Genomic DNA, 19,071 nt, shown 5'->3' on the forward strand with positions numbered 1-19,071 from the left:
GGAAACGCGACCACACCAACCCCATCACATATGAATGGGCTTGCCCCGCACCGCCATCGCCGCTTCCTTGAACGCTTCGGCATGGGTGGGATGCGCGTGGCAAGTATAGGCGATGTCCTCGCTCGATGCGCCGAACTCCATGGCCTGCGCCGCCTGCGCGATCATGTCACCGGCAGGCGTCGCGATGATCCACACCCCCAGCACCTTGTCGGTTTCCGCGTCGGCGATGACCTTCACGAAGCCTTCGGTGTCGCGGATCGCCTTGGCACGGCTGTTCGCCATCATCGGGAACTTGCCGGTCTTGACCGGGCCGCGCTCTTTCGCCTGCTCCTCGGTCAGGCCGACGCCCGCGATTTCGGGATGGGTGTAGACCACCGAAGGAATGACGTCGTGGTTCACGATACCCGTCAGGCCCGCGATATTCTCCGCAACGGCAACACCCTCGTCCTCCGCCTTGTGCGCCAGCATCGGGCCGGGGATCACGTCGCCGATCGCCCAGACGCCCGGCACCTTGGTCGCGAAATCATGATCGGTTTCGATCTGCCCGCGCGCGTTGACCGCCAGACCGATCGCGTCGAGGCCAAGGCCCTCGGTATTGGGCCTGCGGCCGATGGCGACCAGCACCACGTCGGCCTCGATCACGCTCGCGTCGCCGCCCTTGGCCGGTTCGACCGATACGGTGGCTTTCCTGCCCTTGACCGACACGCCGGTTACCTTGGTGCCCGTCTTGATGTCGAAGCCCTGCTTCTTGAACAGCTTCGCCGCTTCCTTGCGCACGTCGCCATCCATGCCGGGCAATATCTGGTCGAGATATTCCACGACCGTCACCTGCGCGCCCAGCCGCCGCCACACCGATCCCAGTTCCAGCCCGATCACGCCGCCGCCGATCACGACCATATGCCCCGGCACCTTTTCCAGCGCCAATGCGCCGGTGGAATCGACGACGATGCCCTTGGCGTTATCCACTTCGACACCCGGAAGCGGGGTGACGGAGGAGCCAGTGGCGATGACGATGTTCTTCGCGGTCACCGTCTTGCCGCCGACGTCCACGCTATGCGCATCCTGGAAGGTGGCGAGGCCCTTGATCCAGTCGACCTTGTTCTTCTTGAAGAGGAAGGCGATGCCGTCGGTCAGGCCCTTTACCGCACCGTCCTTGTCGGCGAGCATCGCGGGCAGGTCCAGTTCGACCTGGCCGACCTTGATACCGTGCTTCGCCAGCGCGCCCGAATGCGCGGCCTCATAATGATGGGAGGCATTGAGCAGCGCCTTCGAGGGGATGCAGCCGACATTGAGGCAGGTGCCGCCGAGCGTCGCCCCGCTTTCCGCACAGGCGGTTTTCAGGCCAAGCTGCGCCGCCCGGATCGCCGCGACATAACCACCGGGTCCGGCACCGATCACCAGCACATCGTAATCATATTCGGCCATTCTTCACTCCATCACCACAGGCCGTTCTCCTGCGAAAGCAGGAGCCCAGGGCGTTTCAGGCAAGGCTATCGAACAGATCATGCCATCGCGGATTGGTCCGCTCGATCAGTTCGATTTTCCAAGCGCGTTTCCATTTCTTCATTTGCAGTTCGCGTAACCGTGCGTCCTGCAAATCGTCATGATATTCAAACCAGACCAGCAATCTGCAGTCGTGATCCTTTGTAAACCCGTCAATCAGGCCATTGCGATGCTGATATGCCCTGGCGATCAAATTGCTGGTTACGCCGATATACAGCGTTCCGTTGCGCTTGTTCGCCATCAGATAGACAAAACCGGCTTTCGTTGCACTTCTCCGCCCTGGACTCCTGCTTTCGCAGGAGAACGGCTATTCAATCTCTCAGCGTCTCACAAATCGATCAGGAGGCGGGTCGGATCCTCGATCGCGTTCTTCACCGCGACCAGGAAGGTCACGGCTTCGCGGCCGTCGATCAGGCGGTGGTCGTAGCTGAGCGCGAGATACATCATCGGGCGGATGACGATCTGTCCGTCGCGGACGACGGCGCGATCCTCGATGCGGTGGAGGCCCAGCACCGCGCTCTGCGGCGTATTGATGATCGGCGTGGACATCAGCGATCCGAAGACGCCGCCGTTGGAGATGGTGAAGGTGCCGCCCTTCATGTCCTCCATCGTCAAGGTACCGTCCTTGGCCTTCCTGCCGAACTCGCCGATCGTCTTTTCGACCTGCGCGACGCTCATGCTTTCGGCATTGCGGATGACCGGCACGACGAGGCCATTGGGCGCGCTGACCGCAACCGAAATGTCGGCATAGTCGTGATAGATGATCTCGTCGCCCTCGATCTGCGCGTTCACGCCGGGCACGTCGCGCAGGGCCATCGTCACCGCCTTGGTGAAAAAGCCCATGAAGCCCAGGCGCACTCCGTGCTTCTTCTCGAACAGATCCTTGTACTTCGCCCGCGCTTCGATCACCGCGCTCATGTCGACATCGTTGAACGTCGTCAGCAGGGCTGCGGTTTCCTGCGCGGTCTTCAGCCGCTTGGCGACCGTCTGGCGCAGGCGTGTCATGCGTACACGCTCTTCGCCGCGACCGGGCGCGGAAGGGGCGGCAGCGGCGGCAGGCGCGGCGCTGGCGGCCGGTGCGGCTGTGGCCTTGGCCGTCCCCGCAGCGACGGCAGCGACCACGTCGTCCTTCGTCAGCCGTCCGTCCTTGCCGGTGCCCTTGATCTTGCTGGGGTCAAGCCCATGCTCCAGCACCAGACGGCGCACGGCCGGCGACAGGGTCAGATTGCCGCCTTCGCCATCGTCCTCGTCCGCGGGGGCAGAGGCCGTCGGCGCGGGGGCTGCGGCTTCCGCCTTCGCAGGCGCTGCCGCTGCCGCGGGGGCGGGCGAGGCTGCCGCACCGCCCGCCTCGATGATCGCAATCACCGCGCCGACATTGACGGTATCGCCTTCCTTGACGAGCTGCTGGCCCAGCGTGCCTGCGACCGGCGAGGGCACGTCCACCGCAACCTTGTCTGTTTCCAGGCTGCAAATGGGTTCATCCAGCGCGACGGCATCGCCCGGCTTTTTCAGCCATGCGCCGACGGTGGCTTCGGTAACGGATTCGCCCAGGGTAGGGACTTTGACTTCGGTGGCCATGGTGCAGACTTAGCCCTTCTTCTGGCGACGGATTTCGGTGCGGACGCTGTGACCGAGTGCATCGGCCACCAGCGCGCCCTGTTCGGCGATGTGACGCTTGGCAAGACCGGTGGCAGGCGATGCCGACGCCTTGCGCCCCGCATAGCGCGCGCGCATCGGTGCCTTGCCGGCCTGCTCCAGGCTTTCCTCGATGAACGGCTCGACGAAGAACCATGCGCCGTTGTTGCGCGGCTCTTCCTGGCACCAGACGACCTCTTCCAGGTTCGTCATGCGCTTGATGCGGGCGGCCAGCGCCTCTGTGGGGAAGGGATAGAGCTGCTCCACACGCACAATCTGCGTGGCCTTGTCGCCTGCCGCGTCGCGGGCCTCGATCAGGTCATAGGCGACCTTGCCGCTGCACAGCACCAGCCGCTTCGTCTTGTCGTCCGCCGCCGGATTGGTGTCCGAAAGCAGCCGCATGAAATGCGTCTGCCCCTGGAAATCCGATGCCTTGCTGACCGCCAGCTTGTGCCGCAGCAGCGACTTGGGCGTCATGATGATGAGTGGCTTGCGGAACGAGCGCAGCATCTGGCGGCGCAGGATGTGGAAGTAATTGGCCGGCGTCGTGCAGTTGGCGACCTGGATATTGCCTTCCGCACACAGTTGCAGAAAGCGTTCGAGACGCGCGGAGCTATGCTCTGGCCCCTGCCCTTCATAGCCGTGCGGCAGCAACATGACGAGGCCGTTGGCGCGCAGCCATTTGGATTCGGACGACGCGATATACTGGTCGATCACGATCTGCGCGCCATTGGCGAAATCGCCGAACTGTGCTTCCCACAGCACAAGGCTTTTCGGGTCGGCCAGCGCATAGCCATATTCGAAGCCCAGCACGCCATATTCCGACAGCGGCGAATCCAGCACTTCGAAGCGGCCGTGCGGCACCGTCGACAGCGGAATATAGCGGCTTTCGCTATCCTGATCGACCCACACCGAATGCCGCTGGCTGAACGTGCCGCGGCCGGAATCCTGACCCGACAGGCGCACACCATAGCCTTCGGACAGCAACGATCCGAACGCCAGCGCCTCGCCGGTCGCCCAGTCGAAATTGTCGCCGGTGCGGAACATCTCCGCCTTTGCTTCCAATATGCGGCGCAGCGTCTTGTGGATGTTGATCGTGTCGGGAACGCTGGTCAGCGTCCGGCCCAGGCTTTCGAACAGCTTCGCGGGAATGCCGGTTTCGACATTGCCGCGCGCGGTTTCGGCGTCGGCGGGCTGCGACAGGCCGGACCAGCGCCCGGCGAACCAGTCCGCCTTGTTCGCCTTGTAGCTTTTGGCCGCCTCGAACTCGTCTTCCAGATGATCGACGAACTCCTGCGTGGTCGCCGTGACAAAGCCGTCATCGATGACGCCCTGCGCCTTCAGCCGGGCGGCATAGACATCGCTGACCGGCGGATGCTGGCGGATTTTCGCGTACATCAGCGGCTGGGTGAAACTCGGCTCGTCGCCTTCGTTATGGCCGAAGCGGCGATAGCACCACATGTCGATCACGATGTCGCGGTGGAAGGTCTGGCGATATTCGATCGCCAGCTTGCAGGCGAAGGTCACCGCTTCGGGATCGTCGCCATTGACGTGCAGGATCGGCGCCATCACGCCCTTCGCCACGTCGCTGGGATAGGGCGACGAACGCGCAAATTGTGGCGAGGTCGTAAAGCCCACCTGATTGTTGACGACGAAATGGATGCAGCCGCCGGTATTGTAGCCGCGAATGCCCGAAAAGCCGAAGCACTCCCACACGATCCCCTGCCCCGCGAACGCCGCGTCGCCATGGATCAGCACCGGCAGCACCTGTTCGTGCGTGCCGAGATCGTCGCGGAACACCTGTTGCGCGCGGACCTTGCCCAGCACGATCGGATCGACGGTTTCCAGATGCGAAGGATTGGGCACCAGGCTCATGTGCACCTTGATTCCGTCGAACTCCCGGTCGGTCGAGGTGCCGAGATGATATTTGACGTCGCCCGATCCGCCCACGTCCTCCGGGTTGGCGGTACCGCCGGAAAACTCGTGGAAGATCACGCGAAAGCCCTTGGCCATCACATTGGCGAGCACGTTGAGGCGCCCGCGATGCGCCATGCCGAACACGATCTCGCGCACGCCCTGCGCACCGCCATGCTTGATGATCGCCTCCAGCGCCGGGATCATGGACTCGCCGCCATCCAGCCCGAAACGCTTGGTGCCGACATATTTGCGGCCCAGGAACTTCTCATATTGCTCGCCGTGGATGACCTTGGTCAGGATCGCCTTCTTGCCTTCGGGCGAGAAATGAATTTCCTTGTCCTTGCCTTCCATCCGCTCCTGCAGGAAGCGGCGCTCCTCCACATCGGCGATATGCATATATTCCAGGCCGACATTGCCGCAGTAGTTGGCGCGCAATATCTCGACCAGCTCGCGCACTGTCGCATATTCAAGGCCGAGCGTACCGCCCAGATAGACTTTCTTGTCCAGCGCCGCGCCCGCAAAGCCATGATATTCCGGCGTCAGATCGGCGGGCAGCTCGCGCTGCGAAAGGCCGAGCGGATCGAGGTTGGAGGCCAGATGCCCGCGCACGCGATAGGTGCGGATGAGCATCATCGCGCGGATCGAATCGCCTGCCGCTTCGGCGATGTCGGCATCGGACACGGTCTTGCCCGCCGCCTTCGCCGCAGCCTTCACAGCGACCTGCATCTGCGTCGGGTCAAGCGCGCCGGTCAGGTCGTCGGTGTCCACCGGCGGCCAGTTGGAGCGTGCCCAGCTTGGACCCTGCTCGATTTCCCCCACGCCCGCAAAAACGTCCTGACCTTCGTAACCCATGTTCCACCTCACTTCCCCTCTCCCCTTGCGGGAGAGGGTTGCGCAGACTTAGCCACGAAGTGGCTTAGTCATAGCTGGGTGAGGGGTATGCGGTTCCAGCGGAACCGCGCGAGCCAAAGGCTTGCTCACCCTCATCCAACTTCGCCTAGCCAGCACGCTGGCAAGGCTTCGTATCCTTCTCCCGTCAAGGGAGAAGGGTCTCTGTCAGCCCTTCAACACTTCGAGCAGCGTGGTGCCCAGTTCCGACGGGCTGGTCGAAACCTTGATGCCTGCTGCTTCCATCGCCGCGATCTTGCTTTCCGCATCGCCCTTGCCACCCGAAACAATCGCGCCGGCATGGCCCATGCGACGGCCCGGAGGCGCCGTGCGGCCCGCGATGAAGCCGGCCATCGGCTTCTTGCGGCCGCGCTTCGCCTCGTCGATCAGGAACTGCGCCGCCTGCTCTTCGGCGTCGCCGCCGATCTCGCCGATCATGATGATGCTTTCGGTGGCATCGTCGGCCAGGAAAAGCTCCAGCACGTCGATGAAATTGGTGCCGTTCACCGGGTCGCCGCCAATGCCGACCGCCGTGGTCTGGCCAAGACCCGCGTTCGAGGTCTGGAACACCGCTTCATAGGTCAGCGTGCCGGAACGCGAGACCACGCCGACGCTGCCCTTCTTGAAGATGGAGCCGGGCATGATGCCGATCTTGCATTCGCCGGGCGTCAGCACGCCGGGGCAGTTGGGACCGATCAGCCGCGACTTGCTGCCCGAGAGCGCGCGCTTCACGCGCACCATGTCGAGCACCGGAATGCCTTCGGTGATGCACACGATCAGCGGGATTTCCGCGTCGATCGCTTCCAGAATGGAGTCCGCGGCAAATGGCGGCGGCACATAGACGACCGATGCGTCGGCACCCGTCTTGGTCTTGGCTTCCAGCACCGTGTCGTAGATCGGCAGGCCGATATGGCTGCTCCCGCCCTTCCCCGGCGTAACGCCTGCGACCATCTGCGTACCATAGGCCAGCGCCTGTTCGGTATGGAAGGTGCCGGTGGCCCCGGTCATCCCCTGGGTGATGACTTTCGTGTTCTTATTTACGAGAATGCTCATCATATCTCCAGAAAGTTAAATGCGGCGCCACCAACGTGAAATAAAAAGTGATATCAGCGATAACAGCGCAGGGATGACTAAGACAAAGAAAGCCAATATAAGAAACATTCCACCTGACATCATTCCACTTTTGTCAGATGATGCATTGATTTGCCAATAGATCAAAAATACCAAAGCAAAAAACGCAACAATCTCAATTATAGAAACGATTAAAGCCCATCGACGCTTAATTCGAGAACCTATCCAAACATGCAACAAGTACCACCCCAGCATACATGCCGGAGCGGCAATGCTGATGAGCTGGTCGTTCATGCCAGCGAATTATCGATACCCCGACACGCCACCAGCAATTCCTTCACCGCGTCCACCGACACCTGAAGGTTCGCCTTCGCTTCGTCGCTCAGCGCGATTTCGATGATTTCCTCGACACCGCCTGCGCCGATCACCACCGGCACGCCGACATACAGGCCATCGACGCCATATTTGCCCTCGACATAGGCGGCGCAGGGCAGGACGCGCTTCTGGTCACCCAGATAGGCTTCCGCCATTGCAATGCCGCTGGTGGCGGGCGCATAGAAGGCTGAGCCCGTCTTGAGCAGACCCACGATCTCGCCGCCGCCCGAACGGGTCCGCTGCACGATCGCGTCGATGCGTTCCTGCGTCGAGCGGCCCATGGCAATCAGGTCGGGGATCGGGATCCCCGATACAGTCGAATATTCGATCACCGGCACCATCGTGTCGCCATGGCCGCCCAGCACGAAGCTGGTTACGTCCTTGATCGACACCTTGAACTCGTCGGCGAGGAAATGGCTGAACCGCGAGCTGTCGAGCACACCCGCCATGCCAACCACCTTGTTGTGCGGCAGGCCGGAAAACTCGCGCAATGCCCATACCATCGCGTCGAGCGGGTTGGTGATGCAGATGACGAAGGCGTCGGGGGCATTGTTCTTGATGCCCTCGCCCACTGCCTTCATGACTTTGAGGTTGATGCCGAGCAGGTCGTCGCGGCTCATGCCCGGCTTGCGGGCGACGCCGGCGGTGACGATGATGACGTCTGCGCCGGCGATGTCGGCATAATCGTTGGAACCGGTGATCTGCGAGTCGAACCCTTCGACAGGGCCGCACTGCGACAGGTCGAGCGCTTTGCCCTGCGGAATGCCTTCCACCACGTCGAACAGGACGATGTCGCCCAGGCCCTTCAATGCCGCGAGATGCGCGAGCGTGCCGCCGATGTTGCCAGCGCCGATCAGCGCGATCTTCTTACGGGCCATTGTCATCCTCCAAACGTTACCAAGCTGGAATTGGGGGATCGCTTAAGCCGAATAGGTTAAGGTTTCAACCGTGCAAAGCAGCCATACGGCAATTATCTTTGCACATCATTCGCAATTGCATTAATGATTGCCGTGGCCCACGGCAAGATAGTCGTCCGACTGCATTTCGAGGAGACGCGAGACCGTGCGTTCGAACTCGAATGCCCCGTCGCCGCTGGGGTAGAGGGCAGCAGGTGGGGCGTCAGCGGAGGCGAGCAGCTTTACCTTATATTCGTAGAGCGCGTCGATCAGCGTGACGAACCGTGCCGCCTCGTTCCGCTTTTCCGGCCCCAGCACGGGAATGCCGACGATGATGACCGTATGGAAGCGCCGCGCGATCGCCAGATAATCGGTCGCGCCCCGTGCTTCGGCGCACAGCCGCTTGAACGAGAATACCGCAACGCCCTTCAGGCTCTTGGGCACATGCAGCGTGCGCCCGCCCTGCACCGGCAATTCCTCGGTGGGTACATTGGCGCGGTCGGTGGGGGGATAGTCGGTCAGGCGGAAAAAGGCGGCGCTCAGCGCCTCGGAGGCCGCCTCGCCGTTGGGCACATGCCACAAGGCGGCGTCGCCCAGCCGGTCGCGGCGATAATCGGTCGGGCCGTTCAGGCCCACGACGTCCAGCCGGTCCTTTATGAGATCGATGAAGGGCAGGAACAACTGCCGGTTGAGGCCGTCCTTGTAGAGATCGTCGGGCGGGCGGTTGGATGTCGTGACAATGGTGACGCGCGCCGCGATCAGCCCCGCAAAGAGGCGCGACATGATCGCCGCGTCCGCCATATTGTTGACGACCATCTCGTCGAAACACAGCAGCCGCGCTTCATCGGCGAGTGCCGCCACCACCGGCGGAATGGGATCGCCCGTCTCGCTCTTGCGGGCCTCAGCCAGCCGGGCATGCACGTCGATCATGAACTCGTGAAAATGGACGCGGCGCTTGCGGCGGACAGCCACGCAATCGTGGAACAGGTCCATCAGCATCGATTTGCCGCGCCCGACGCCGCCCCACATATAGATGCCGCGCGCCGGTTCGGGCAGTTTGCGCAGCATCCGCCACAATGTCGATCCGCGCGGCGGCACGGCCTCCAGTTCCTGCTGCAAGGCATCGAGGCGGCGGGCAGCGGCTTCCTGGTCGGGATCGGCGCGCAACTCGCCTGCCGCGATCAGCCGATGATAGCGGGCCAGAACGTTGGGCATGGTCTCAGGCCTGGGGCGGGGCGGCGCTGCCCTTGCGGATCGTCGCCATGAATGCCGCAACGGTGCCGAAACTCTGTTCCACCGTGCCGCGCAGGAACACCATGCGCCGCGTCTCCCGCGTCAGTTCCACGATGGCGTCCATCGGCTCGTCACCGCTGCCAGGTGCCGCATATTGGATCGACAGATCGATGGTGGAGGCAAAGCCGCCCTGTTCGACGCCGCATCCCCGCAAGCCCGCGAAAAGGGCGATATCGATGAATCCCGCAATCGCGCCCCCGTGCATCGCCCCGCTGATGCTGGTCAGCAACGGCTGCGGCGTGAAGCGAACCCTGGCCCGCGCCGGCCCTTCGGAAAGCACCGACAAGGGACCATAGAGGCTGTTGAACTGCGCATTTTCACGCGGTCCCCATAGCATCCAGCCCGGATTGGCAGGATCAGGCTCCCACCGGAAGAGATCCAGAGTGGTCGGCTTCACGCGATCAAATCGCCCGTTCCACCATCAGCTTCTTGGTTTCGGCGATTGCCTTTGCCGGGCTGAGGCCCTTCGGGCAGACATTGGCGCAATTCATGATCGTATGGCAGCGATAGAGCCGGAACGGGTCTTCCAGCTCGTCGAGCCGCTCGCCGGTATATTCGTCGCGGCTGTCGGCCAGCCAGCGATAGGCCTGAAGCAGGATCGCCGGGCCGAGGAACTTGTCGCTGTTCCACCAGTAGGACGGGCAGCTTGTCGAGCAGCAGGCGCACAGGATGCACTCGTAAAGCCCATCGAGCTTCTCGCGCTCTGCAGGCGACTGGAGCCGCTCCTTGCCCGAAGGCGGCGGCGTCACGGTCTTGAGCCAGGGCTGGATCGAGCTGTACTGCGCATAGAAATGCGTGAAATCGGGCACCAGATCCTTGATGACGTCCATGTGCGGCAGCGGCGTGATCTTCACTTCGCTGCCGCAATCCTCGATCGCCGTGGTGCAGGCGAGGCCGTTCTTGCCATTGATGTTCATCGAACAGGAACCGCAAATGCCTTCGCGGCACGACCGGCGGAACGTCAGCGTCGGGTCCTGCTCGCTCTTCATCTTGATGAGCGCGTCGAGAACCATCGGGCCGCAATTGTCGAGATCGATTTCGAACGTGTCGTAACGGGGGTTCTCCCCGCTGTCGGGATCATAGCGATAAACCTGGAACGATTTAACGTTGGTCGCGCCTTCAGCCTTGTGCGTCGTCGCGCCCTTGCCGTTGATGCGGCTGTTCGCGGGCAGTCTGAATTCGGCCATATTCCTCGTGTCCCATATGAGTCCCGATGCGCCCCCTCAACAATATGGGGACGGCTTAGTCAAGCTGCCAGCATCGATGACACTGATCGAAACGGTTGCGATGCCGTAGAGAGCGTTTAGGGATCAGGCATGCACTTGGCGATCTACGATATGGACCGGACGATCACGATACGCGGCACCTTCACGCCGTTCCTGCTGTTCGCGGCGCGCCGCCGCGCCCCCTGGCGGCTGGTCGCGCTGCCGCTTTGGCTGCTGGCCATGGCCTGTCACAAGGCGGGGCTGATCGCGCGCAAGCCGCTCAAGCAATATGGCATTCGCCTGCTGGTGGGCCGGACCATTCCGGCGGGGACGGCGCATGACCTGGCGGCGCGTTATGCCGCCCATGTCATGGCGCGCAATGTGCAGCCGGGCGCGCTGGCGGCGATAACGCAGGATCGCGTCAAGGGGCGGATGCTGGTGATGGCGACGGCCGCGCCGGATTTCTACGCACGCACCATCGGCGCCGCGCTGGGCTTTGACGCCGTGATTGCCACACGCCACGCCGCCGCGGCCGATGGCGGCGTCTCGCACCGCATTGTCGGCGAGAATTGCTATGGCGCGCACAAGCTGGTCATGATCCGCGACTGGCTGGCGGCCACCGGCCACGCGCCGCACACGGTGCGCTTCTACAGCGACGACCTGTCCGACGCACCGACGCTCGACTGGGCCGACGTCGCCTTTGTCGTCAACCCCGACGCGCGGCTGAGCCAGGCGGCGGCCCTGCGGGGCTGGCAGACGCTTGTGTTCCGCTGATATGTCTTTCGCTGAAGGTCCGTCCGACGGGCGCACCGCCGCGCCGCCCGAACCGATCGCGTTCCTCGCCATTGCGGAGGCGCATCAGGTGCCGCACTGGCTGCCGGTCGCCTTGCGTCTCGCCGCCGATCCCGCGATGGCGGTCAGCGTCTTGTCACCCTCTTGCGCCATATTGGATATGGTCGCCGCGCATGACCCGGCAGGCCGCCTGCGCCCGGTCAGGCTGCGGCGGCCCTCGCTCCGCCCTGACAGCCTGTTCGACCTGCCGTCGCGCCTCGCGACGCTGCTCGCCAACTATCGCATCATCGCCGCTGCGCCGACGATCGTCACAACCGAAGTGTCCAGCGCGCTGCTGCGGTCCATACCAGGCTTCCGCGCGCGTCTCATCCAGATCAAGCATGGCGCGGGCGACCGCGAGGGCGGCTATCGCGGGCGGCACGCAGCCTATGACCTGACGCTCGTCGCAGGGGAGAAGGACAAGGCGGAACTGATCGCGCGCGGACTGGCTACGGCGGAAAATTGTGTCGTCACCGGCTATGCCAAGGCCGAGATGATGGCGCAGCCGGTGCGCCTGTTCGACAGCGACCGGCCGGTGGTGCTGTACAACCCGCATTTCGACAGGCGCCTGTCCTCCTGGATGCGGCATGGCCCGGCGGTGCTGCGCTGCCTTGAAACGCTGCATGATTTCAGCATCGTCATCGCGCCGCATGTGAAGATGGCGCGCGCCGCACGACCGATCGTCACCGCTGCTCCGCATATACGGGTGGATATGGGCAGCGCCCGCTCGATCGACATGAGCTACACTGCCGCCGCCGACATCTATCTGGGCGATGTCAGCAGCCAGGTCTACGAGTTCCTGCTGCGCCCGCGCCCCTGCGTATTCCTCAATCTCGACCGTATCGACCATGTGGGGGACAAGGCTTTCGCGCACTGGCAGTTGGGCGAGGTGGTCACGGATATCGCCGATCTGCCTGCCGCATTGCGCCGGGCGCCCGTGCGTCACCACGATTATCGGGCAGCGCAGCAAGCCGCCGTCGCCCACTCGATCGACCTCTCGCCCGTCCCCGCCTCCCAGCGGCAGGCAGACGCCATCCGCGCCTTCCTCAAAAAATCCGCGACAGGCGCAGGGCGCTGATCTAACACCGCGCGCGATGACGACCGAAACGATCCGCTTCACCGGTGCCAACGATACCCCCATCTGGGGCATGTCCAATGCGGAGCGGCTGCGCCGCATGGTGGCGGGCGCGGCAAAGGGCGGGCAGCATCCGGCGGACGGCCACGTCCTCCACGCCAATCTGGCCTATGCGTTCGACCCGCTGCTGCTGCGGCTCGCGCTCGACACGCCGGGCAGCGTGTTCCGCCGTGGCGACGATCTGGTGCTCGCGCATCTGCCCGAAGGCACCGATCCGATGGCAGTCGGCGATCACGTCACCGACCTCGCAAAGGGCGAGAAAGTCTACAACCGGCAGCTTCGCAAGCTCGAAGTGCCCTTCGCCCGCCGCCTGACACCCGAAACCCGCCGCGCGATAGAGCGGCAAAGCTATTTCGGCGCGTACAAGGGCGTGACCGACATTCTGACCAAATATCTCTGGCCGGAGCTGGCGCTGTTCCTCACCCGCATTGCCGCACAGCTCCGCATGACGCCCAATATGGTGACGGCCATCGGCGCGCTGTGTTGCGTGCTGGCGACGCTGTTCTTTGCCGAGGGGCAATACTGGGCAGGCATGGCCAGCGCCTTCGTCTTCATGGTGTTCGATACGGTGGACGGAAAGCTCGCCCGCTGCACGATCACCTCATCCAAATGGGGCAATGTGTTCGACCATGGCATAGACCTCATTCATCCGCCTTTCTGGTGGTATGCCTGGGGCGTGGGCCTGGCCGCGCATGGGCTGACGCTGGAGAATGAAACCTTCGCCATTCTGATGATCGCCATCGTCGCGGGCTATGTGCTGCAACGCCTGATCGAAGGCGCGTTCATCAAGGATTTCGGCATGGACATTCATGTCTGGCAGCGGTTCGATTCCCAATTCCGCCTCATCACTGCGCGCCGCAATCCGAACATGGTGATCCTGTTCGTGTCGCTGCTGGTCGGCCGCCCCGATCAGGGGCTGCTGTGGCTGGCGATATGGACGGTGATCTCGCTGATCGTGCATGCCGTGCGCCTGGCGCAGGCCTATGCCGCGCGGGCGGCGGGCGGCACCATCACAAGCTGGCTGGAACAACGACCATGAACCCGACGATCGAAAAGTTCGGCTATCCCGCCACCCTGATCGCCGATTTCACGCACTGGGTGGTGCTGCTGCGCCCGGCCCAGCCGACGCTCGGGTCGCTGGTGCTGGCGGCGAAAAGTGACGCGACCGCCTTCGGCGCCTTGCCCGCAGAAGCCCATACCGAGTTGAAAGCCGTGACTGTCGCCATAGAGGCGGCCCTCGCCCGCGCCGTCGATTATGCCAAGATCAATTATCTGATGCTGATGATGGTCGATCCGCATGTCCATTTTCACGTCATCCCCCGTTATCAGGGGGACCGCAACGTCGCGGGGCTGACGCTGACGGACGCAGGCTGGCCCGGCCAGCCCGATCTGGGTACGGCGACGAAGCTGGACGACGATCAGATCGCCGCCCTCGTCGCCATGCTGAAACCCCTTTTCCCCGCCTGAGAACCGCCGAAACTAAACCGCGCTTTCCGGCCAAAACACTCTAGCGGCCGGTCCCGAAGGCGTAAATGCGCGCGTCGTGAGTCACCAGATAGACCTTGCCCAGCGCGATGACCGGCTCGCCGAAATGTACCCAGCCGGGGATCGTCTTGCCGCTGGAATAGAGCGGCTTTCCCGTCACCGCGTCGATGGCATACAGCGTCAGGTTGGAAACGGGCGTCGCGCGCTTGTTGGCTGAGATCGGATCGACCGCCGGTATCCGGCTGCCATCGGCGCGCACCGGATTTTGCAACGCCTGCCCGCCCGTCGATGTCGCAAACAGCACGCCGTTCGCCACGCTGGGGGGATCGGGCATGATCATGTTGGGCGATGTCCATTGCGGCACGACGTCGATGCCGTCCCCGGCCTTCACCACTTCGAACGCCATGATGCTGCCGTCGGCAATCGCGCCGTTGGTCGTCTTGAACGTCGGCGCATCCTTCGATGGCGGACCCCACATCGGCACATAGAGGAAGCGGCGGCCATCGGGCGTCAGATAGGTGGTGATCGCGCCCCACACGCCCTGGCTGGGATCGGTGCCGGATGCGGCATCATTGCCGAGCTGAGCGGATTGATACAGCGGCTTGGCATGCGCCGCCGCCTTGCCGCCGCCCATGTTGGCCGCGTCGAGGATGCGCAAGATGCCTTCCTTCTGCGACACCGCGATCAGCGTCTTGCCGCCGAACTCGAACACCACCGGGCTGGCCGATCCGCCCAAGTCCTTCGACAGGATATATTCGTGATTGGCGGGCGTGAAACTGTCCTGCACCCGCACCGCCTTGGGCGACAGACGCATGATCGTGTCCCCCCAGCTTCCCGCCGCCGGATCGTACAGCCCGTCGGACGTCTCGAAGATCAGGCTGTTGCCCGGCCCGCGCGCCAGCCCGCCCCGACCCCACGGTCCCGCCGGGCGATTGCCGCTGGTGAAAAAGCGCGTCACTTCCGGCGCGTCAAGATTTTCGACATCGACCGCGGTGATGGCCGAGGCATCGGTCCGCGCCGCCGTTGCGCTGGGTTCGGGCATGCCGGGCCGCCGCGGTGTCGGCGAAAGCGCCGCCCACAGCGGCGACCTGCGGTCCGTCACCTGGCCGCAGGCCCGCCCGCTGGTGGTATAGACTACATTGTCGATGAGGTTGAGGCTCCATGCCCGTGCAAAGGGGGCCACCATCTCGGTCGGCTTCATCTTCTCCGTGCCGTCGGCCAGGCTGACCGCGCGCAACATCCCGTCGCTCGCCATGAAGAACAGCAGGCTGCGCGCCTTGTCGATCACCGGCGTGGCATTGGCCGTGCCGGGGCACAGCCAGTCGGGCACCTTCGCGGGCGTGTGCGGATTGGGAAAGCGTTTCTGCCACAGGGTCGCGCCGCTGTTGGCATCGATCGCGGTTATCACATCATCGGCGCCCAGCACGAACAGCATGTCCTTTGCGCCCTGCGGCGTCGCCACGCCTGCGGCCACCACCGGCGCGGTCAATGTGGAAAGGACGACATTCGACACCGGGGTCGACAGCTTCGTTTCCCACTGCACCTTGAGGCGCGACACATTGGCTTTCGACAGGCGGGTTTCGGCGCGGTTCCAGCCGGTGCGTTCGGGGTCATAGCCCCATGTCGTCCATTCGCTGACGGCTGTCCCCGCCTCCGGCGCGGCTTGTTGCGCCGCGGCAGGGAAATTCAGCAGGCTGAGCGCCAGCGCCACATGGGAAGCCAATATCCTCATCATCACTCCATCCTGCACGCAGGGAACGAACAAGGCGACATCGGAAAAATCCCGCTGCCGCCGCCACGCAAGCGGCCAACGCCGCCGAAAAGCGGGGAGCGTCGCCACGCGACGCTCCCCCAGGGGGACCTACATCAACTTCATCGTCAGGCTGAGCGTCACCGTGCGCCCGAACGGATTGTGGGCCAGGCTGTAATAGCCCGCGGCACTGTTGTAATAAGGCGGATCCTTGTCGAACACATTGGCCGCGACCAGCGACAGCCGCGTGCCGTTCAGGAAATCGCCGTTGAACTCATAACCCAGATTGAGATCGAAGGTGGTGAATGCCTTGATCTTGTCGCCGCCGCCATTGGGGTTGCCATTGGCGTCGCGCGTCAGCGGATTGACCGTGGAGGACGCGGCATAGTTGCGGAACGAGCCCGTGTAGTTGACGAACGCCCGCGCGGAGAAGCCTGCATCGGCCCAGCCGAGATAGCCGCGGAACTTGGTTCGGATCGACGGGAATGTGCCGTTGTTGCCCGCCGTGTTCAAAATGTCATAGGTCGCACCGCTGCCGAAGGACTGGGTGTATTTCGTGAACTCCGTGCCGGAAATCCCCGCGCTGAAGGTCCCCGCGCTATCGGTCCGCAGGTCATAGTCGATCTGATAGTCGACGCCCGCAATGTCGAGGTTCAGCCAGTTGGTGTTGAGCGTCTGGTAGATATAGTAGGTACAGGCCGCCAGTGTCCCGGCCTGCGGAATGCCGACGGTTGAGGCGGAAATCTGCGCCGGGGTGGCGCAGTTGGGGTAGAAGCTCATCAGATAATTGGCGGACGAAATGCCCAGCACCTGTTCGATCTGGCTGCCGGTTACGCCCCCGGTGAACGATGTCTGCCAGTAGGTGACGGCCGCGCGCAGGCCGGGGACCGCCTTTGGCGCGAAATCAACGCCGAGCGACCAGCCGTCGCCTTCCTGTGCGCCCGCCTGCGGATCGCCGCGCGTGACCTGGATACCGTTCAGCGCCGCGAGGCTGCATGAAGTCGCGTTGGCGGCGCAGCCGGGCAAGGTGCCTCGGATTTCAGGGAACAGCGCGGTATCGACGGTCACGTTGCGCAGCCCCGGCACCCAGTTGGCGGTGCCGAACGCGCCGAACTCGTCGCCCAGGATGGTGAGCGGCGGTGCCACGAAGGACGTGGACCAGTTGCCGCGGAACCGGACGCCATCGACGATGTCCCAGTTGAAGGCGATCTTGGGGTTGGTGGTCGAACCGAAATCGGAATAACGGTCATAGCGGCCTGCCAGCGACAGGTCGAACTTGTGCACCAGCGGCACATTCATGTCGGGCGAAACGATCGGCACGTTGACTTCCGCGAAGGCCGACTTGACGTTCCGGTCGAAATCGAACTTCAACTGCTGCGAATTGGTGCGGGCCGGCCCGGCGTTGGCGCGGGTCACGAACTGGCCCAGCTGCGTGAACAGCAATTCGCCGCCGACCGCCACTTTCACTGGCCCGGCGGGCAATTCGAACAGCGATCCGCCGACGCTGGCCCGGACCTGCTGATAACCCGATGTGTTGCGCAGCAGATTGGTGTTGTCGAGGATACGGTCGAGTGTCGCCTGCGACGTGCGGTTGGTGGCGCGGGGGTTCCACACGTCCAAAGCATTGGCGGTCGTCAGGGGGAGTTGCGTGACGATTGTCGTCGTGCCGGGGATCGAGGGTTGCGTCAGGCTGCCGCCGCCGTTGGTCGTGCCGTTGAGGGCAAGCAGCGCCGCCGACTGGTTGATCGCCCCTTCGCTGAAGGTGCTGCTTTCGTCGCGCCCGGCGCTCGCCAGGAAATCGAAGGTCCAGTCGCCGCCCAGCTCATAGGCCGATGTGAAGCTGGCGTACATGCTGTCGGAATCGTTGCGGTTGCGCGCCGGGCCGAACAGCTCGGTCGCGTCCCAGCGGATCTGCTGCGTGGTCGCGGTGATCCCGGCGGGGTTGGTGTAGAAGGGATTGGCCTGCGCCCCCGTCTGGAACACGGTGGCGGGGGAGATCGAACCGGCGCTGCCCAGCGAAGTGCCGCGACGGCGCGCATAGAGCAGGTCGAGGCCCACGGTCAGCTTGTCGGTCAGGTCGAACGACATCTTGCCCATGATGTTCTGCCGCTCTTCCTTGCCGACCAGATCGGTGTCGGCCCAGGGCGTGCACTGAAATCCGCTGGCGTTGTTGGCCACCGGCGTGGTCGAGGTGACCGAAGGATAGATGTTGTTGGGACCGGCCAGGCCACCGGGCTGGATCGAGGCGGGGCCGCAGTTGAGATTCTGGAAATTGGCGCCGAAGCGGCCATTGCCCACGGGCACCGTGCGATGGTCGGGGAAGGTGAAGTCCCGGTCCCGGTTGCGCAGATTGTCCTGGTAGATGTAGGTCGCGCCGAAGACGACCGACCCGCGATCCCATGTCTTTCCGAACAGCAGACCGCCCTGATAGCCCGTGGTGCCATCCCGCACCGTGACCGCGGCGTCGGCCTGCAACCCGTCGAACTTGCTGCGGGTGATGAAGTTGATGACGCCCGCGACGGCATCCGACCCGTAAATCGACGAGGAGCCTTCCGCGAGCACTTCGACACGCTGGATCATGTTGAACGGCACGATGTTGGGATCAAGGAAGGTGTGGTTCGTGCCGCCGGTCGGCCCACGGTGCCCGTCGATGAGGACGAGGGTGGAGTTGGACGCGCTCGCGCCAAGCTGGTGGATGCTCGGCTGATAGAAGGCGGCGGTGGTGCCCTGCCCGGTGGTGCCGCTGAGCGAAGGGACGGACTGCAACGCGCCGGTCACGGTCTGCGCGCCGGTCGCTGCCAGCGCCGCGGTGCTGACCGACACAAGATTGGAGCCGATCGGCGCCACGCCGCGCAGGCTGGTGCCGGTCACGACGATATCCTGGGTGCTGATGTCGCTTTCCGTGCCTTCGACGACCGGCGTACCGATCGGCGATTCGCCTGCGCTGGCGGGCGGGGGCGTGACGACAGTGCCGACCGGTGCATCCGCTGCACCCGACTGGGCTGCGGCAGTGGTCGCGGTGAAGGCGGCTACCCCGATCGCAATGGCGGATGCGCCACGCGCAAGCTGAACCACGAAAGCTTTCAT

16 protein-coding genes are annotated in these 19,071 nt (G+C 63.8%); 4 read left to right on the plus strand and 12 right to left on the minus strand.

Going from position 1 to position 19,071, the window contains the following annotated elements; genetic code table 11:
• Positions 1–24: 24 nt before the first annotated feature.
• The 10 genes from lpdA to ENE74_RS01760 form a co-directional block, all read right to left on the minus strand.
• The gene (lpdA, locus tag ENE74_RS01715) at positions 25–1,425 is read right to left on the minus strand and encodes a dihydrolipoyl dehydrogenase (protein ID WP_127688910.1); all 1,401 of its coding nucleotides are present in this window, start codon (positions 1,423–1,425) and stop codon (positions 25–27) included.
• Between the two features lie 55 nt (positions 1,426–1,480).
• Entirely contained in the window at positions 1,481–1,747 is a 267-nt protein-coding gene (locus ENE74_RS01720) for a GIY-YIG nuclease family protein (RefSeq protein ID WP_277601354.1), read from the minus strand.
• Between the two features lie 83 nt (positions 1,748–1,830).
• The gene (odhB, locus tag ENE74_RS01725; protein WP_127688912.1) at positions 1,831–3,081 is read right to left on the minus strand and encodes a 2-oxoglutarate dehydrogenase complex dihydrolipoyllysine-residue succinyltransferase; all 1,251 of its coding nucleotides are present in this window, start codon (positions 3,079–3,081) and stop codon (positions 1,831–1,833) included.
• A 9-nt stretch (positions 3,082–3,090) separates the two neighbouring features.
• Positions 3,091–5,907, minus strand: coding sequence for a 2-oxoglutarate dehydrogenase E1 component (locus ENE74_RS01730; RefSeq protein WP_127688913.1), 2,817 nt, complete (start codon positions 5,905–5,907; stop codon positions 3,091–3,093).
• Between the two features lie 204 nt (positions 5,908–6,111).
• The gene (sucD, locus tag ENE74_RS01735) at positions 6,112–6,996 is read right to left on the minus strand and encodes a succinate--CoA ligase subunit alpha (protein WP_127688914.1); all 885 of its coding nucleotides are present in this window, start codon (positions 6,994–6,996) and stop codon (positions 6,112–6,114) included.
• A 15-nt stretch (positions 6,997–7,011) separates the two neighbouring features.
• Complete coding sequence (locus ENE74_RS01740; protein ID WP_127688915.1) at positions 7,012–7,308, minus strand: hypothetical protein; 297 nt, start codon at positions 7,306–7,308, stop codon at positions 7,012–7,014.
• Entirely contained in the window at positions 7,305–8,267 is a 963-nt protein-coding gene (gene mdh / locus ENE74_RS01745) for a malate dehydrogenase (RefSeq protein ID WP_127688916.1), read from the minus strand. The genes ENE74_RS01740 and mdh overlap by 4 nt, the downstream gene beginning before the upstream one ends.
• A gap of 120 nt (positions 8,268–8,387) precedes the next feature.
• Positions 8,388–9,500: a cell division protein ZapE gene (gene zapE, locus ENE74_RS01750; RefSeq protein ID WP_127688917.1), complete on the minus strand. Its 1,113-nt coding sequence runs from the start codon at positions 9,498–9,500 to the stop codon at positions 8,388–8,390.
• A gap of 4 nt (positions 9,501–9,504) precedes the next feature.
• The gene (locus ENE74_RS01755; RefSeq protein WP_127688918.1) at positions 9,505–9,975 is read right to left on the minus strand and encodes a PaaI family thioesterase; all 471 of its coding nucleotides are present in this window, start codon (positions 9,973–9,975) and stop codon (positions 9,505–9,507) included.
• Positions 9,976–9,979: 4 nt separating this feature from the next.
• Positions 9,980–10,765, minus strand: coding sequence for a succinate dehydrogenase iron-sulfur subunit (locus tag ENE74_RS01760; protein WP_127688919.1), 786 nt, complete (start codon positions 10,763–10,765; stop codon positions 9,980–9,982).
• A 129-nt stretch (positions 10,766–10,894) separates the two neighbouring features.
• On the opposite strand from ENE74_RS01760, the gene ENE74_RS01765 reads away from it, so the two are divergent.
• From ENE74_RS01765 to ENE74_RS01780, 4 genes are read left to right on the plus strand one after another with little or no spacing between them, the layout of a single operon-like run.
• Positions 10,895–11,557 (plus strand): HAD family hydrolase, encoded by a 663-nt coding sequence (locus ENE74_RS01765; RefSeq protein WP_127688920.1) that lies wholly within the window; start codon positions 10,895–10,897, stop codon positions 11,555–11,557.
• A gap of 1 nt (position 11,558) precedes the next feature.
• The gene (locus ENE74_RS01770) at positions 11,559–12,692 is read left to right on the plus strand and encodes a glycosyl transferase (RefSeq protein ID WP_127688921.1); all 1,134 of its coding nucleotides are present in this window, start codon (positions 11,559–11,561) and stop codon (positions 12,690–12,692) included.
• Between the two features lie 16 nt (positions 12,693–12,708).
• A complete protein-coding gene (locus tag ENE74_RS01775; protein ID WP_127688922.1) occupies positions 12,709–13,788 on the plus strand; it encodes a CDP-alcohol phosphatidyltransferase family protein in 1,080 nt (359 codons plus the stop codon).
• The gene (locus tag ENE74_RS01780) at positions 13,785–14,216 is read left to right on the plus strand and encodes an HIT family protein (protein ID WP_127688923.1); all 432 of its coding nucleotides are present in this window, start codon (positions 13,785–13,787) and stop codon (positions 14,214–14,216) included. The genes ENE74_RS01775 and ENE74_RS01780 overlap by 4 nt, the downstream gene beginning before the upstream one ends.
• Before the next feature lie 40 nt (positions 14,217–14,256).
• Here the strand turns inward: ENE74_RS01780 and ENE74_RS01785 are convergent, their stop codons facing one another.
• Both ENE74_RS01785 and ENE74_RS01790 read right to left on the minus strand, forming a co-directional pair.
• Positions 14,257–16,074, minus strand: coding sequence for an outer membrane protein assembly factor BamB family protein (locus ENE74_RS01785; RefSeq protein WP_164847349.1), 1,818 nt, complete (start codon positions 16,072–16,074; stop codon positions 14,257–14,259).
• 21 nt (positions 16,075–16,095) lie between these two features.
• Positions 16,096–19,071, minus strand: coding sequence for a TonB-dependent receptor domain-containing protein (locus ENE74_RS01790; protein ID WP_164847350.1), 2,976 nt, complete (start codon positions 19,069–19,071; stop codon positions 16,096–16,098).

The organism is Sphingobium algorifonticola (assembly GCF_004005485.1).
Lineage (GTDB): Bacteria > Pseudomonadota > Alphaproteobacteria > Sphingomonadales > Sphingomonadaceae > Sphingobium > Sphingobium algorifonticola.

What these genes read in the sequence shown, in the direction of transcription:
- sucD (WP_127688914.1), bottom strand. Translation starts at nt 6,996, where the DNA reads ATGAGCATTCTCGTAAATAAGAACACGAAAGTCATCACCCAGGGGATG.
- ENE74_RS01780 (WP_127688923.1), top strand. Translation starts at nt 13,785, where the DNA reads ATGAACCCGACGATCGAAAAGTTCGGCTATCCCGCCACCCTGATCGCC.
- odhB (WP_127688912.1), bottom strand. Translation starts at nt 3,081, where the DNA reads ATGGCCACCGAAGTCAAAGTCCCTACCCTGGGCGAATCCGTTACCGAA.
- ENE74_RS01740 (WP_127688915.1), bottom strand. Translation starts at nt 7,308, where the DNA reads ATGAACGACCAGCTCATCAGCATTGCCGCTCCGGCATGTATGCTGGGG.
- lpdA (WP_127688910.1), bottom strand. Translation starts at nt 1,425, where the DNA reads ATGGCCGAATATGATTACGATGTGCTGGTGATCGGTGCCGGACCCGGT.
- ENE74_RS01770 (WP_127688921.1), top strand. Translation starts at nt 11,559, where the DNA reads ATGTCTTTCGCTGAAGGTCCGTCCGACGGGCGCACCGCCGCGCCGCCC.
- ENE74_RS01760 (WP_127688919.1), bottom strand. Translation starts at nt 10,765, where the DNA reads ATGGCCGAATTCAGACTGCCCGCGAACAGCCGCATCAACGGCAAGGGC.
- zapE (WP_127688917.1), bottom strand. Translation starts at nt 9,500, where the DNA reads ATGCCCAACGTTCTGGCCCGCTATCATCGGCTGATCGCGGCAGGCGAG.
- ENE74_RS01730 (WP_127688913.1), bottom strand. Translation starts at nt 5,907, where the DNA reads ATGGGTTACGAAGGTCAGGACGTTTTTGCGGGCGTGGGGGAAATCGAG.
- mdh (WP_127688916.1), bottom strand. Translation starts at nt 8,267, where the DNA reads ATGGCCCGTAAGAAGATCGCGCTGATCGGCGCTGGCAACATCGGCGGC.
- ENE74_RS01790 (WP_164847350.1), bottom strand. Translation starts at nt 19,071, where the DNA reads ATGAAAGCTTTCGTGGTTCAGCTTGCGCGTGGCGCATCCGCCATTGCG.
- ENE74_RS01775 (WP_127688922.1), top strand. Translation starts at nt 12,709, where the DNA reads ATGACGACCGAAACGATCCGCTTCACCGGTGCCAACGATACCCCCATC.
- ENE74_RS01765 (WP_127688920.1), top strand. Translation starts at nt 10,895, where the DNA reads ATGCACTTGGCGATCTACGATATGGACCGGACGATCACGATACGCGGC.